The sequence below is a fragment of the Mesorhizobium sp. WSM1293 genome, assembly GCF_000513875.1.
Lineage (GTDB): Bacteria > Pseudomonadota > Alphaproteobacteria > Rhizobiales > Rhizobiaceae > Mesorhizobium > Mesorhizobium ciceri.
The window spans coordinates 250,598-264,711 of record NZ_AZUV01000001.1; the positions used below are offsets into that span (position 1 = coordinate 250,598).

11 protein-coding genes and 1 pseudogene are annotated in these 14,114 nt (G+C 63.7%); 7 read left to right on the forward strand and 5 right to left on the reverse strand.

What is annotated here, in order from left to right:
- Positions 1-90 precede the first annotated feature (90 nt).
- Positions 91-1,533 (forward strand): MFS transporter, encoded by a 1,443-nt coding sequence (locus M729_RS0101290; RefSeq protein WP_027160524.1) that lies wholly within the window; start codon positions 91-93, stop codon positions 1,531-1,533.
- Between the two features lie 11 nt (positions 1,534-1,544).
- Here the strand turns inward: M729_RS0101290 and M729_RS0101295 are convergent, their stop codons facing one another.
- Positions 1,545-2,249, reverse strand: coding sequence for a nitroreductase (locus M729_RS0101295; protein ID WP_027160525.1), 705 nt, complete (start codon positions 2,247-2,249; stop codon positions 1,545-1,547).
- Positions 2,250-2,474: 225 nt separating this feature from the next.
- Here M729_RS0101295 and M729_RS0101300 point away from each other — a divergent pair, with 225 nt between their 5' ends.
- Genes M729_RS0101300 through M729_RS0101320 form a run of 5 tightly spaced genes read left to right on the forward strand, consistent with a single transcriptional unit; the run spans position 2,475 to position 10,014 of the window.
- The gene (locus tag M729_RS0101300) at positions 2,475-3,017 is read left to right on the forward strand and encodes an XRE family transcriptional regulator (protein ID WP_032807957.1); all 543 of its coding nucleotides are present in this window, start codon (positions 2,475-2,477) and stop codon (positions 3,015-3,017) included.
- A 20-nt stretch (positions 3,018-3,037) separates the two neighbouring features.
- Positions 3,038-5,491, forward strand: a complete 2,454-nt coding sequence (locus M729_RS0101305; RefSeq protein ID WP_027160526.1) for an FAD-dependent oxidoreductase — start codon at positions 3,038-3,040, stop codon at positions 5,489-5,491.
- Entirely contained in the window at positions 5,488-6,393 is a 906-nt protein-coding gene (locus tag M729_RS0101310; RefSeq protein ID WP_027160527.1) for a homocysteine S-methyltransferase family protein, read from the forward strand. The genes M729_RS0101305 and M729_RS0101310 overlap by 4 nt, the downstream gene beginning before the upstream one ends.
- Positions 6,386-7,567: a pyridoxal phosphate-dependent aminotransferase gene (locus M729_RS0101315; RefSeq protein ID WP_013531134.1), complete on the forward strand. Its 1,182-nt coding sequence runs from the start codon at positions 6,386-6,388 to the stop codon at positions 7,565-7,567. The genes M729_RS0101310 and M729_RS0101315 overlap by 8 nt, the downstream gene beginning before the upstream one ends.
- Positions 7,564-10,014, forward strand: coding sequence for an FAD-dependent oxidoreductase (locus tag M729_RS0101320; RefSeq protein WP_027160528.1), 2,451 nt, complete (start codon positions 7,564-7,566; stop codon positions 10,012-10,014). The genes M729_RS0101315 and M729_RS0101320 overlap by 4 nt, the downstream gene beginning before the upstream one ends.
- 46 nt (positions 10,015-10,060) lie before the next feature.
- Here M729_RS0101320 and M729_RS0101325 read toward each other — a convergent pair whose 3' ends face one another.
- Genes M729_RS0101325 through M729_RS0101340 form a run of 4 tightly spaced genes read right to left on the reverse strand, consistent with a single transcriptional unit; the run spans position 10,061 to position 13,924 of the window.
- Complete coding sequence (locus M729_RS0101325; RefSeq protein ID WP_024501339.1) at positions 10,061-10,648, reverse strand: NAD(P)H-dependent oxidoreductase; 588 nt, start codon at positions 10,646-10,648, stop codon at positions 10,061-10,063.
- Positions 10,648-11,229 (reverse strand): NAD(P)H-dependent oxidoreductase, encoded by a 582-nt coding sequence (locus M729_RS0101330; RefSeq protein ID WP_027160529.1) that lies wholly within the window; start codon positions 11,227-11,229, stop codon positions 10,648-10,650. The genes M729_RS0101325 and M729_RS0101330 overlap by 1 nt, the downstream gene beginning before the upstream one ends.
- Positions 11,229-12,632 carry an FAD-binding oxidoreductase gene (locus M729_RS0101335; protein ID WP_027160530.1) on the reverse strand — a complete coding sequence of 468 codons (1,404 nt, stop codon included), beginning with the start codon at positions 12,630-12,632 and terminating at the stop codon, positions 11,229-11,231. Before M729_RS0101335 ends, M729_RS0101330 begins: the two co-directional genes overlap by 1 nt.
- Positions 12,632-13,924, reverse strand: coding sequence for a cytosine deaminase (locus tag M729_RS0101340; RefSeq protein ID WP_027160531.1), 1,293 nt, complete (start codon positions 13,922-13,924; stop codon positions 12,632-12,634). Before M729_RS0101340 ends, M729_RS0101335 begins: the two co-directional genes overlap by 1 nt.
- Between M729_RS0101340 and M729_RS1000000139105 the strand changes: the two are divergent.
- A pseudogene (locus tag M729_RS1000000139105) lies at positions 13,925-14,085 on the forward strand (precorrin-3B synthase); the annotation flags it as partial.
- Between the last annotated feature and the right edge of the window lie 29 nt (positions 14,086-14,114).

Genomic DNA, 14,114 nt, shown 5'->3' on the forward strand with positions numbered 1-14,114 from the left:
ATGGTGCGAAAACGCGGCCGCCCAACCGGCCCAGGGGATATGAAATCCCTTGTTCAAGAGTCGGCACATTCGTTTGGTTCGAACATCTCCATGACCGCAGAACTATCCGCCGGCGCCACGGACCGCGCCGATGTGCCGGCCAGAGCCTTGCTCCTGCTGCCGCTGACGGTCGCCTGCGGCGTGTTCATGACCAGCCTCGACCAGAATGTCGTGGTGACCGCGCTGCCGGGCATCAGCGAAAGCCTCGGCCGTCCGCCCAGCCAGCTCGGCCTGCTGATCACCGTCTATGTCGCCAGCCTGATCATCTCGATGCCGCTTGGCGGCTGGGCTGCCGACCGCTTCGGCCTGCGCAACGTCTACTGCTTTGCCTTGCTGGTGTTCGCCGCCTCGTCGGCGCTTTGCGGGCTGTCCGACAACATCTGGACGCTGGTTGGTGCGCGTGCGTTGCAAGGCTTCGGCGGCGCCTTGATGGGCACACTCGGCCAGGTCGTCATCCTGTCGACTTTTCCGCGCAGCCGAACGCTCAAGATCAACATGTACATCTCGCTGGCCGGCCAGTCCGGCCCGCTGGTCGGTCCGCTCGTCGGCGGTGCGCTGACCACCTACATTTCCTGGCGCTGGATCTTCTTCATCAACGTGCCGTTCGCGCTGGCGGCGGCAATTCTTGCCGCCTCGCTGTTTCCGACGATGACCAAGCCCGTGCGCACGCCGTTCGATTTTCCGGGCTTCCTGCTGGTCGGCAGCGGCATGGTCCTGCTGGTCTTCGGCATGGATTCGCTTGCCGCCAAGGACGCCGCGGGCGGCATCATCGCCGGCGAACTGGCGCTGGCGCTCGTCATCCTGACCATCGCCTCGTTCTACTGCCTGCGCGTGCGCAATCCGCTGCTCGATCTCAAGCTGTTGCGCATCCGTACCTTCCGCATTTCGTTCCTCACCGGCGGCGGGCTGGACACGATCGGCCTTAGCTCGGTCGTCTTCCTGCTGCCGCTGATGTTCCAGCTCGGCTTCGGGATGAGCGCGGTGCAGGCGGGATCGCTGACCTTCGTCGCCGCGGTCGGCTCGGTGGCCATGCGGTTCTTCATGCCGCGTGTCCTCAACCGTTTCGGCTTTCGCCGCGTGCTGGTCTACAACACGCCCATCGTCGCCGCCCTGGTTGCCGGCTTCGCGCTGATGCAGGCGACGACGCCGGTGTGGATCGTGCTCACTTACATCTTCGTCTTCGGCGTCTTCCGCTCCGCGCAATGGGCCTCGACCGGCAACCTCGCCTATTCCGACATCGCGCCCGAGCAGCTCGCCCGTTTCAGCGCGCTCTATTACATATTATGGCAGCTGGCGGTGGCGATCAGCGTCGGCCTGGCCGCCGCGGCATTGTCGTTTCTGGCGGGCGGCGGCCCCGCCGTCGCCGACGATTTCCGCATCCTGTTCGTGATCGAGGGCGTCATCACGCTCTGCGCGCTGCTCGCCTATCTCAAGCTGACGCCCCAGGACGGCGCCCATGTCAGCGGCCACGGCGCACAGATGAACACGGAATGAGGCTGGCTGGCTTATTCGCTGAACGTCACCCACTCTTGCAGCGGCACGCGGTCGGTGCGGAAGGCGTTTTCAGGTTTTGACGTATCTTCATAACCAAGCGCCATGCCGCAGACGACGATCTCTTCGTCGGGAATGTCGAGCACCGGCCTGATCTGCCGGTGATAGGGCGCGAACGCCGCTTGCGGGCAGGTATGCAAACCCCTGCCCCGCGCCGCCACCATGATGTTCTGCAGGAACATGCCGTAGTCGATCCATGAGCCCTGGTTGAGGCGGCGATCGATGGTGAAGATCATGCCGACCGGCGCGTCGAAGAAGACGAAGTTGCGGTCGTGCTGGGCGCGCATCTTGTCGACCTCGCGGCGACCGATGCCGAGCGCGCCATAGAGGCCGAAACCGTTGGCGCGACGTCGCGTCAGGTACGGCTCGAAGAACTGCGTGGGATAATACCGGTACTCGTCCCAATCGGCTTTTTCGGCGCGAATGCCGGAATTGAGAATGGCGTCCGATATCCGCTGCTTGCTCTCGCCCTTGGTGACATAGACCTTCCATGGCTGCATGTTGGTGCCGGATGGGGCGCGCGCCGCAACCGCCAGAATGGCGCGGATGATGTCGTCTTCGACCATGTTGGGCAGGAATGCGCGCACCGAACGGCGCGACAGGATCGCCTCGTCGACAATCTCGGCATCGCCCTCGATTCGGGGGTTATATTCCAGCATGGGCCGTCCCTTACCCTTTGTCTCGATCGGACGTCCCCACTCGCCGCTCTCGGCGGAGCCTTTGCATGAACCGTCAAAATCGCGCAAGCAAATCTTGTGCATCCGTGAAAATCTGCTTGATTTTTTCATGAGCTTGATTTCTCATGAAATTTGCCGGTGATTTTTCATAAAGAGAGCGTTTTGCCTTCGACTACCGCAAGAACATTGCAGGGACCTGACGAACGCGTGCTGGCCGGCGACATCAGGGCCCTGCGCAAGGCGCGCGGGCTGACGCTCGCCGAGATCGGCCTGAAGCTAGGCCGTTCTGTCGGCTGGGTCAGCCAGGTCGAGCGTGGCCTGTCGACGCCGTCGCTCGGTGACCTCAGAGCCTTCGCCGAACTGTTCGGCGTGCCGATCAGCCTGTTCTTCAGCCATGACGTACCTGTCGAAAGCGAGCGCGGCGTGGTCGTGCGCGCCGGCAGGCGCCGCACGCTTGGCACAAGCGAATCCGGCCTGGTGGAGGAGCTTCTGTCGCCCGATCTCGGCGGTAGCTTCGAGATGGTGCGTTCGGTCTTCGCGCCGGGCGCGGAACTGAAGGCCGAGGCGCAGCGGCCGACCGAGGAAGCCGGATACGTCGCGTCCGGACTGTTCGACATCGAGATCGGAGGTGTCTGGCATCGGCTTGGCGAGGGCGACTCCTTTCGCTTCGAAGGCAAGCCCTACCGCTGGCGCAATCCGGGTGCCGAGCCGGCAATTGTCATCTGGGTGGTTTCACCACCCGTCTATTGAGTTCAAGTTTGGAGAAGAACATGGCGGGTTTGCCGAGCACGGCGCGCGTGGTGATCATCGGAGGCGGCGCCGTCGGCACCTCCGCGCTCTATCATCTCGCCAAGGCGGGCTGGACCGACTGCGTGCTGCTTGAGAAGAACGAGCTGACCTCCGGCTCGACCTGGCATGCCGCCGGCAACGTGCCGACCTTCTCCTCGTCCTGGTCGCTGATGAACATGCAGCGCTATTCGACCGAGCTTTATCGCGGGCTGGCCGACGCGGTCGACTACCCCATGAACTATCACGTCACCGGCTCGCTTCGCCTTGCCCACTCGCTCGAGCGCATGCAGGAATTCCAGCGCGCCAAGGGCATGGGCCTCTACCAGGGTATGGACATAGACATTGTCGGTGTCGACGAGATCCAGCGTCGCTATCCCTTCATCGAGACGCATGAGCTGAAAGGCGCGCTCTACGACCCGAGCGACGGCGACATCGATCCGGCGCAACTCACCCAGGCGCTGGCCAAGGGTGCGCGCGACATGGGCGCGAAGATCATCCGCTTCTGCCCGGTCACAGGCGTGCGCCGCGAGAACGACGATTGGGTGGTCGAGACGGCACAGGGCGAGATCCGCTGCGAGATCGTCGTCAATGCCGCCGGCTACCGCGCCGCCGAAGTCGGCCGGATGTTCGGCCGCGACGTGCCGATGATGGTGATGAGCCATCAGTACATCCTGTTCGAGGAGATCCCCGAACTCGCGGCATGGTCGAAGGAACAAGGCAAGAAACTGCCGTTGCTGCGCGACGTCGACACCTCCTACTATCTGCGTCAGGAGAAGAACGGCATGAATCTCGGCCCCTATGAGCGCAATTGCCGCGCGCATTGGGCCAGCCACAATGACCCGATGCCGGAGGACTTTTCCTTCCAGCTGTTCCCCGACGATCTCGACCGGCTGGAACATTATCTGGCCGACGCCGTCGCCCGCGTGCCGATCCTTGGCACGGCCGGCCTGTCCAAGGTGATCAACGGGCCGATCCCCTACACGCCGGACGGCAATCCGCTGATCGGCCCGATGCCTGGCGTTCCCAATGCCTTCGAGGCCTGCGTCTTCACCTTCGGCATCGCCCAGGGTGGCGGCGCCGGCAAGGTGCTGGCCGAATGGGTGACCGAGGGCCGGACCGAATGGGACATGTGGTCGTGCGACCCGCGCCGCTTCACTTCCTATGCCGCGGCGCCGGACTATTGCGTCGCCAAGGGCATGGAGATCTACGGCAACGAATACGCCATCCAGTTCCCGCGCCATGCCTGGCCGGAAGGCCGCGACCGCAAGCTGTCGCCGATCCACGATCGCATCAAGGCGCTCGGTGGCCGCTTCGATGCCTATAATGGCTGGGAGCGCGCCACCTGGTACGCGCAGGACGGCGATGACATTTCCGAGGAAGCCACGCTGACCTTCCGCCGCGACGGGCCATGGCAGCATCGTGTGCGCGAGGAATGCCTGGCCGTGCGTGACGCTGCCGGCATTTTGGACCTGCCTGGGTTCTCGCGCTTCAATCTCGATGGTCCAGGTGCCGCCGAATGGCTGAGCCTGCAGGTCACCGGACTGGTGCCGAAGCCAGGCCGCATCGGTCTCGTCTATTTCGCCGACGACAAGGGCCGCATCGTCACCGAAATGTCCGTCGTGCGTCACGACGAGAACCTGATGACGCTGATCACCGCGGCGGTCGCGCAGTGGCATGATTTCGAATGGCTGAAGTCGCGCATGCCCAAGGACGCACCGTTCAAGCTGATCGACCGGACCGAGGAATTCTCGACCCAGATCCTGGCAGGCCCGAACTCGCGAAAAATCCTCGCCGATGTCTGCGAAGCCGACCTCACTCTGCCATGGCTGACGCATCAGGAGACGAAGATCGCCGGCCGCTGGGCCAAACTCGTGCGCGTCTCCTTCGCCGGCGAACTCGGCTGGGAAATCCACACCAGGATCGACGACACCGCCGCCATCTTCGATGCCGTCTGCGCCGCAGGCCAGCAGCACGGGCTGAAGCCTTTCGGCATGTACGCGCTGGATTCGCTCCGGCTTGAGAAAGGCTACCGCACCTGGAAAGGCGATCTGTCGACCGACTATTCGATCCTGCAGGGCGGGCTCGAACGCTTCGTCAAATGGGACAAGCCCGACTTCCGTGGCAAGGCGGCACTGCTGAACGAAAAGCAGCAAGGCGTGAAGAAGCGCTTCGTTACGCTGGTGGTGGAAAACCCCGGCGATTGCGACGCTCCGTCAGTTTCTACACTCTGGCATGACGGCAAGATCGTCGGCGAGACGACGTCCGGCGGCTGGGGCCATCGCATCGACAAGTCGATCGCGCTCGGCATGCTGCGCGCCGACCTGGCCAAACCAGGTACATCAGTCGAGGTCGAAATCTTCGGTGACCGCTTTCAGGCAATCGTGCAGAAGGATGAACCGCTGTGGGATCCGAAGAACGAAAGGCTGCGCGCATGAAGAAAATCATCCTCACCGATGGCGGCATGGGCCAGGAACTGGTCCGCCGCAGCCAATCCGAGCCGACGCCGCTATGGTCGGCCAGGGTGCTGATCGACGAACCGGATCTGGTGCGCGACCTGCACGCGGAATTCATCCGTGCCGGCGCACGTGTCATCACCATCAACACCTATTCTGCGACACCCGAACGCCTGGCGCGCGAAGGTGCGGAAGACCTATTCAAGCCATTGCAGAAGCGCGGCATCGAATTGGCCAGGCAGGCCCGCGACGAGGCCGGCGATGCAGCCATCGCCGGTTGCCTGTCGCCGCTTTTCGGCAGCTATGCACCGGCACTGACCATTTCCTTCGAGGAGACGCTCGAGATTTACCGCCGCATCGTTGCCGAGCAGGCCGATGGCGTCGACCTGTTCCTGTGTGAAACCATGGCGTCGGCGGACGAAGCCCGCGCAGCGGTGACCGCTGCATCGGAAAGCGGCAAGCCGGTGTGGGTATCGTGGACGCTGGCTGACCACGGCAAGCCGCGGCTGCGCAGCGGCGAAGCCATTGCCACTGCGGCAAGCGCGCTCGACGGCCTGGCAGTCGCCGCGCGGCTGGTCAATTGCTGCCGGCCGGAAGCAATCGCCGCGGCTTTGCCTGAACTGATCGGCCTCGGCGGCCCGGTCGGCGCATATGCCAATGGCTTCACGTCAACCGAAGCACTTAAGCACGGCGGCACCGTCGATGTGCTGCACGCTCGTCACGACCTTGGCCCGGATGCCTATGCCAACCAGGCGATCGGCTGGGTGGAGGCTGGCGCAAGCATCGTTGGCGGCTGCTGCGAAGTCGGACCACCGCACATCGCCGCCCTGCGCGACCGGCTCGAACAGGCCGGCTACGAAATTTCGGGAGTTTTGCATGCCTAGACCATCATCGCGCATTTCCGGCATCGTGCCTTCGGGCAAGGACGGCTGGGAAGTCCATTTCGCCGCCTGGACGCGCAAGGAGGCCGGCGAAGACATCATCATGCTGTCGGTTGGCGACCATGATTTCGACACGCCTTCGCAGACCATCGAAGCCTGTGTGACCGCGGTTCGCGGCAGCAATCATCATTACACCCCGCTTCCCGGCTTGCCGCGCCTGCGCAAGGCGATGGCCGCGGCCTCGAGCGCCTGCACCGGCGTCGAGACATCGCCGGATCAGGTGATCGCCACGCCGGGCGGCCAGGCCGCACTCTACGCGGCCGTGCAGGGCGTGCTCGACCAAGGCGATCACGCCATCGTCGTGGCGCCCTATTATGCCACCTATCCCAACACGTTCAGCGCCGCTGGCGCTGATTTCACCGTCGTCGAGACACCGGCCGAGGATGGCTTCCAGCCGCGTGCCGACATGATCCGCGCGGCAATCCGGCCGAACACGCGCGCCATCCTGATCAACACGCCGAACAATCCGACCGGCGCGGTCTATTCGCGCGAGCGGCTGGAACAGTTGGCAGAAGTCTGCCGGGAGCACGACCTCTGGCTGCTGTCGGACGAAGTCTACTGGACGCTCGGCGGCGGCGAGCACGTCTCGCCGCGCTCGCTGCCAGGAATGGCCGAGCGCACGCTGGTCATCAATTCGATGTCCAAGAGCCACGGCATGACCGGCTGGCGCATGGGCTGGCTGACGGGACCGGAGCAGATGATCACGCTCATGATCAATCTCAATCTGGTGACGACCTACGGCCTGCCGGCCTTCATCTCGATCGCTTGTTCCGAGGCGCTGGAGAACCGTTACGGCGTCAAGGAGATCGCCGAACGCTACGCGGCACGCCGCACCGTCTTGCTCGACGCCGTGCGGGGCATGAACGATGTCACCGTGCGCGGTTCGGAGGGCGGCATGTATGTCATGCTCGACATCTCGGCCGTCGAGCCGGACGACGAGAAATTCGCCTGGGCCCTGCTCGACAAGGAAAAGGTTGGCGTGATGCCCGGCTCCAGCTTCGGCGAGGCGGCCGCCGGCCACATTCGCATCAGCCTCTGCCAGCCCGAACCCGTGCTGCAGGAAGCTGCACTTCGTCTGCGCCGCTTTGCTTCCAGCTACCGTTGCGAGGCAGCATGATCGCCAAGGCAGTTCCCGCCAAAGCAAGAGCGGTCATCATCGGCGGCGGCGTTTCCGGCTGTTCGGTCGCCTATCACCTGGCCAAGCTTGGCTGGACCGACATCGTGCTTCTCGAACGCAAGCGGCTGACGTCGGGCACGACATGGCATGCTGCCGGCCTGATCGGCCAGCTGCGCGGTTCGCAGAACATGACGCGGCTGGCGAAATATTCCGCCGACCTCTACGTCAAGCTGGAAGCAGAGACCGAAGTCGGCACCGGCATGCGCCAGGTCGGTTCGATCACCGTGGCGCTGACCGAGGAGCGCAAGCACGAGATCTACAGGCAAGCGTCGCTGGCGCGTGCCTTCGATGTCGACGTGCGCGAGATTTCGCCCAGGGAAGTCAGCGAGATGTACCCGCATCTCAATGTTTCCGATGTCGTCGGCGCCGTGCATCTGCCGCTCGACGGCCAGTGCGACCCCGCCAACATCGCCATGGCACTGGCCAAGGGCGCGCGCCAGCGCGGTGCGACCATCGTCGAGAACGTCAAGGTCACCAAGGTCCACAGCAAGGCCGGCCGCGTCACGGGCGTGTCCTGGACACAAGGCGAAGAGCAAGGCACCATCGAAGCCGACATCGTCGTCAACTGCGCCGGCATGTGGGCGCGCGAACTGGGAGCGCAGAACGGCGTCACCATCCCGCTGCACGCCTGCGAGCATTTTTACCTCGTCACCGAGCCGATCCCCGGCCTCACCCGCCTGCCGGTGCTGCGTGTGCCCGACGAGTGTGCCTACTACAAGGAGGACGCCGGCAAGATGATGCTGGGCGCTTTCGAGCCGGTGGCAAAGCCCTGGGGCATGGACGGCATCCGTGAAGATTTCTGCTTCGACCAACTGCCGGAGGATATGGAGCATTTCGAGCCGATCCTCGAAATGGGCGTCAACCGCATGCCGATGCTGGCGACCGCCGGCATCCACACCTTCTTCAATGGTCCCGAGAGTTTTACGCCCGACGACCGCTACTATCTCGGCGAGGCGCCGGAACTGTCCGGCTACTGGATGGCGACCGGCTACAATTCGATCGGCATCGTCTCCTCCGGTGGCGCCGGCATGGCGCTGGCGCAGTGGATCAATGACGGTGAAGCCCCCTTCGACCTGTGGGAAGTAGACATCCGCCGCGCCCAGCCGTTCCAGAAGAACCGCCGCTATTTGAAGGAGCGCGTCTCCGAAACGCTTGGCCTGCTCTATGCCGACCATTTCCCCTATCGTCAGATGGCGACGTCGCGCAATGTCAGGCGCTCGCCGCTGCACGAGCATCTGAAGGCGCGCGGCGCTGTCTTCGGCGAAGTCGCCGGCTGGGAGCGCGCCAACTGGTTCGCCCGCGAGGGCCAGGAGCGCGAATACCGCTATTCCTGGAAGCGCCAGAACTGGTTCGACAACCAGCGCGAGGAACACCTTGCGGTCAGGAATGGCGTCGGCCTGTTCGACATGACCTCGTTCGGCAAGATCCGTGTCGAGGGCCGCGACGCCTGTGCTTTCCTGCAAAGACTATGCGCCAACGACATGGAGGTCGCGCCGGGCAAGATCGTCTACACCCAGATGCTCAACCAGCGCGGCGGCATCGAGAGTGACCTGACGGTCTCGCGGTTGTCCGAGACGGCGTTCTTCCTCGTCGTCCCAGGCGCCACGCTGCAGCGCGATCTGGCTTGGCTGCGCAAGCACGTCGCCGACGAGTTCGTCGTCGTCACCGACGTAACGGCGGCCGAAAGCGTGCTCTGCCTGATGGGCCCGGACGCGAGAAAGCTGATCCAGAAGGTCAGCCCCAACGATTTCTCCAATGAGAAAAATCCGTTCGGCACGTATCAGGAGATCGAAATCGGCATGGGCCTGGCCCGCGCCCACCGCGTCACCTATGTCGGCGAACTCGGCTGGGAGCTCTATGTCTCGACCGACCAGGCGGCCCATGTCTTCGAGGTGGTCGAGGAGGCAGGTGTGGATGTCGGCCTGAAACTCTGCGGCCTGCACACGCTGGATTCCTGCCGCATCGAAAAAGCGTTCCGGCATTTCGGTCATGACATCACCGACGAGGACAATGTGCTGGAAGCCGGCCTCGGCTTCGCGGTGAAGACCGCCAAGGGCGACTTCATCGGCCGTGATGCGGTGCTGCGCAAGAAGGAAGCCGGCCTGTCACGCCGGCTCGTACAGTTCCGGCTGAAGGATCCGGAACCCCTGCTCTTCCATAACGAGGCGATCCTGCGCGACGGTAAGATCGTTGGTCCGATAACGTCTGGCAATTACGGCCATCACCTCGGCGGCGCAGTCGGGCTGGGCTATGTGCCTTGCGAGGGCGAGAGCGAGGCGGATGTGCTGGCGTCGTCCTATGAGATCGAAATCGCCGGCGAGCGTTTTGCGGCGGAAGCCTCGCTGAAGCCGATGTACGATCCGAAATCGGAGCGGACGAGGATGTAGTGCCTTCTCGCCTCCCCTTTGGGGGAAGGAAGGGAAAGTCGCCCTCTCAAAACCTTTCCAGCTTCCCTCGCACCTTCGCCAGAAACGCCGCCCTTGTCGCCGGTGTCGAGGCATCCATCAAATAGTGCGCCAGGAAAAAGGTCCGGCAGCGCGTGGCACACAGCGCCCGCATGCCACGCAAAAGGGTCTTGCGTCCCGGCTGGCCGACGACGACGCTCCACCAGGTCGGCGCGCCGCAGGTGGTGATGACGCCGACCTTGGTTACATGCGTCATCAGCGACTTGATCCGTCCCTTGCCGGCCGGCAGCTTGAAGGCGACGTCCGTTGCCCACACCCGGTCGAGCCAGCCCTTCAGCATCGCCGGCAGTCCGTACCACCAGGTCGGATAGACGAACAGGATCGCTTCGGCCCAGTTGAGCAGTTCGAAATGCGGCTTCAGTGCCGGGTCCTGCGGCGCCTGGTCATTGTAGGAGCGCCGCTCGTCGCAGCCCATCACCGGGTCGAATTTCTCCGCATAGAGGTCGAGCAGCCGCACCTCCCAGCCTCGTCGCATCAGCACGTCGATGGCAGTGTCGCGGATGGCGGCGCAAAAGCTCTCGGGTACCGGATGGCAGTAGACCACCAGGGCGCGCATCAGAACTCATCCATGCGGGCCGCGACCTTGGTCGTGAAAGCCTTGCGCGTGCCGTCGGTAGACAGGTTCATCGCGTAGTGCGCGAGGTAGGTCACCGGCGCGCCCTGTTTGACGGTGGCGCGCAGCATCCGCTTGATCAGCCTGCGCGGCGGATCGCCCATCAGCAGGGCGCGGAACCGGCTGCCGCCGTAGGTGGTCACCGCCGCAACCTTGCGAATGTTGTGCAGCGACGGCTGCGCCTTGCCGTCGACCAATTTGAACGACACGCCGGGCAAGAACACGCGATCGAAAAAGCCTTTCAGGATCGCTGGAAAGCCATAATTCCAGACGGGATAGGAAAGCACCAGCGCATCGGCGCGCAGCAGGCGCTCGACATAAGGCGCGACAGCGTCGGCGGGGCCACGTGGGTTGTGGTAGTCCAGCCGCTCCTGGCGCGTCAGTCGCGGATCGAAACCCTCGGCATAGAGATCGCAGTCGTCGACCGTATGGCCCGCCGCCGTCAGGCGCTCGACGATCATCCGGTGCAGGCCGGCATTGAAGCTGGTCTCGACCGGATGGGCGTAGAGGACGAGGATGTTCATCATCCTACCTTCTGCAGCCCCCTGAACAAAAAAGTCCGCCCGGAACGGTAGTCGTAGTCCGGGTTCTCCCAGGCGATCATCTTGCCGGGGTTGAGGAGCCCTTGCGGATCGGTCTCGCGCTTGAAGGCGAGTTGCACCGCGTCGGTCTGCTTCATGCCGCCCTCTTCCAGCGTGTAGCGATGCGGGTTGAAGATCGGGCAACCGTTCGCTTCATGCAGGCGCACGATCTCGTCGAGCCGCGCCTCGGTCGTGAACTTGACCAGCGGCAGGCCGAAGCAGGTAATGTTGCCGTCCAGCCGCACGAATTCGAGATGCGAGAAAACCTCGCCCGGAAACATCGCATCCATCTTCTCGACAAGCGCCAGCTGGTTGGGAAAGGGATAGAGCGACTGCAGATAGGTGATCGAAGGGTCGACGCGCAGCGCCCTCAGCGTGGTGTGGTTCCAAGCCAATTCATAGGCCGGCGGCAGGCCTTTTTTCTCATCCGGCGTCGCCGTGGCCGCATTGTAGATCACCTCGCCGCCGGCACGCCGGGTGAAGGCAAGAAAAGCGTCCAGCCCATGCTGCGCCACCATGACGACGCAAATGCTCTGCCCGTCGCTCAGGAATTTCTGGTGCCGCTTGAAATAGAGCTGCGGCACGGGTGCGGCTATCGGCGTGATCAGCTTGGTCAGGATGCCGTCCTGACAGGCCAGCGCATTGCCATAGCGGGCCACATCCATGAAAGCGTCGAAGCCGACAATGACGTCGATCCAGTCATAAGCCGCGGTCAGCGGCATCTCGACTTCCGATATGATGCCGTTGGTGCCGTAGGCATGGGTCACCTTGTGCAGATCCGCGCCGGTGAGCTCGAGCGCTTTCGGCTCGGCCTCCATGGTCACCACGCGCAGCCGAAGCACATTGCCGAAATCGCGCAACCCGCCGAAATTGATCGAGCCGACGCCGCCCGAACCGCCAGCGATGAAGCCGCCAATCGAGGCTGTGTTGTAGGTGGAGGGCGATAGCCGCAGTTCCTGCCCGGAATGCGCCCGCGTTGCCTTGTCGATATCGGCCAGGATCGCCCCCGGCCCGGTCACGACGCGACCCGGAGCGATCGACTTGATCTCGTTCATCTCGGCAAGGTTGAGCACGACGCCGCCGGAGAGCGGCATCGCCTGGCCGTAATTACCGGTGCCGCTGCCGCGCGGTGTCACCGGCACGCCATGACGATGACAGGCGGCAAGCACGCGGATCAGTTCGGCCTCGTTCTTCGGCGTCACGATCAGGTCGCCGGTGACATGGTCGAGCTGCTGCTTCAGCACCGGGCTGTACCAGTAGAAGTCACGGCTCTTCTGCTGGACGATGGCCGGATTGTCGTCGACCTTCAGGCCTTCGAGATCGCGTTTGAGCGCCGAAACATCCATCATTCCACCATCAATTCGTCGAGTTCGGCGTAGTCCGGCAATTGCCGGTCGATCACCTTGCCGCCGCGCACCACGATGCGATCCGATTCGGGCCGCGACAGCAATTCCGTCCAGCTTCGGCCTTTGAACACGATGAAATCGGCATCACCGCCGGCAGCCAGCGAGCCGACGCCGTCGAGCCGCATCACCTTGGCCGGCGTCGCGGTGACCGCTTGCGGCCAGTCGGCGACCGGATGATCGAAATGCAGGATGCGCGTCGCCATGCGGTAGACCTCCAGCATGTCGAGATCGCCATAGGCATAGAAGGGATCACGCGTGTTGTCGGAAGCAACCGCCACCGGAATGCCCCTCGCCTTCATCTCGTGCAGCAGCGTCACGCCACGCCAGCGTGGCGTGGTGCCGTCGGCGCGCCGGTCCTGCAGATAGAGATTGCACATCGGCAGCGAGACGACGGCGAGCCCCGCTTTCGCCACCTTGTCCAGCGTGTCGAGCACGTCGAGATCCGGCTGGCGCGCCAGCGAGCAGCAATGGCCGACGAGGATCTTTCCTTCGAAACCGTTCCACAGAGCGGCCTCGGCGATCTTCTTCAGCGATATGGCGGAAATGTCGTTGGTCTCGTCGGCATGGAAATCGAGATCGAGGCCATGCTTGATGGCCTGCGCGAAGACGTGGTCGAGCAGCTCTTCGAGGTCCGGCGCCATATAGGTGACGACACCGAGCACGCCCTTTGCCGCGGCAACCCTCTTTGCCAGCCTGTCGAACCACTTTTTGTCGCGCACGCCTTCGACGCCGAGCAGGCAGGCGCCCTGCAACTCGATGCGGCCGCGCCATTCCTCGCGCATCGCCTCGAACGCCGGCCAGGAGATTTCCTCCTGCGGCGCGACGCTGTCGATGTGGGTGCGCAGCGCCCTTGTGCCATGGGCGTAGGCGCAGCGCAGCGAGAAATCCATCCGCCGCGCCAAATCCTCGGCGCTCCAGCGTGCCACACGATCGGCATCGGCGGCATTCAGCGCGCCCATGAACGTGCCGTCGGGATTGGGCTTTCGCGGCCAGATATGGCCCTTGTCAATATGCGTGTGGCAGTCGACGAAGCATGGCAGGATTATACGGCCGCCCAGGTCGACCGCATCAGCGGATCGGCCATGCGCGGTGATGCTGGAGATTTTGCCGTCGGCCACAGCGATGTCGGCAAGCCCGAAACCGTCAGCATCGAAGGGCGCGGAAAGGCCTGGCGTCAGTGAGCGATGAAGGCGAACATTGGCGAGATGGTAAGAGCCGGAGGTTGGTATCAAGCGTTGCCCCCCTCTGCCCTGCCGGGCATCTCCCCCTCAAGGGGGGAGATTGGCAGCGTCCGTGCCGGCTCATTTTTTTCAATGTTGGAGATTGGCGAAGATCGTGACAGCGGCCAATCTCCCCACTTGAGGGGGAGATGTCCGGCAGGACAGAGGGGGGCGCCTCGCACCAACATATCAATCACGTCAC

What these genes read in the sequence shown, in the direction of transcription:
- M729_RS0101290 (WP_027160524.1), top strand. Translation starts at nt 91, where the DNA reads ATGACCGCAGAACTATCCGCCGGCGCCACGGACCGCGCCGATGTGCCG.
- M729_RS0101320 (WP_027160528.1), top strand. Translation starts at nt 7,564, where the DNA reads ATGATCGCCAAGGCAGTTCCCGCCAAAGCAAGAGCGGTCATCATCGGC.
- M729_RS0101335 (WP_027160530.1), bottom strand. Translation starts at nt 12,632, where the DNA reads ATGGATGTTTCGGCGCTCAAACGCGATCTCGAAGGCCTGAAGGTCGAC.
- M729_RS0101315 (WP_013531134.1), top strand. Translation starts at nt 6,386, where the DNA reads ATGCCTAGACCATCATCGCGCATTTCCGGCATCGTGCCTTCGGGCAAG.
- M729_RS0101310 (WP_027160527.1), top strand. Translation starts at nt 5,488, where the DNA reads ATGAAGAAAATCATCCTCACCGATGGCGGCATGGGCCAGGAACTGGTC.
- M729_RS0101330 (WP_027160529.1), bottom strand. Translation starts at nt 11,229, where the DNA reads ATGAACATCCTCGTCCTCTACGCCCATCCGGTCGAGACCAGCTTCAAT.
- M729_RS0101325 (WP_024501339.1), bottom strand. Translation starts at nt 10,648, where the DNA reads ATGCGCGCCCTGGTGGTCTACTGCCATCCGGTACCCGAGAGCTTTTGC.
- M729_RS0101295 (WP_027160525.1), bottom strand. Translation starts at nt 2,249, where the DNA reads ATGCTGGAATATAACCCCCGAATCGAGGGCGATGCCGAGATTGTCGAC.
- M729_RS0101305 (WP_027160526.1), top strand. Translation starts at nt 3,038, where the DNA reads ATGGCGGGTTTGCCGAGCACGGCGCGCGTGGTGATCATCGGAGGCGGC.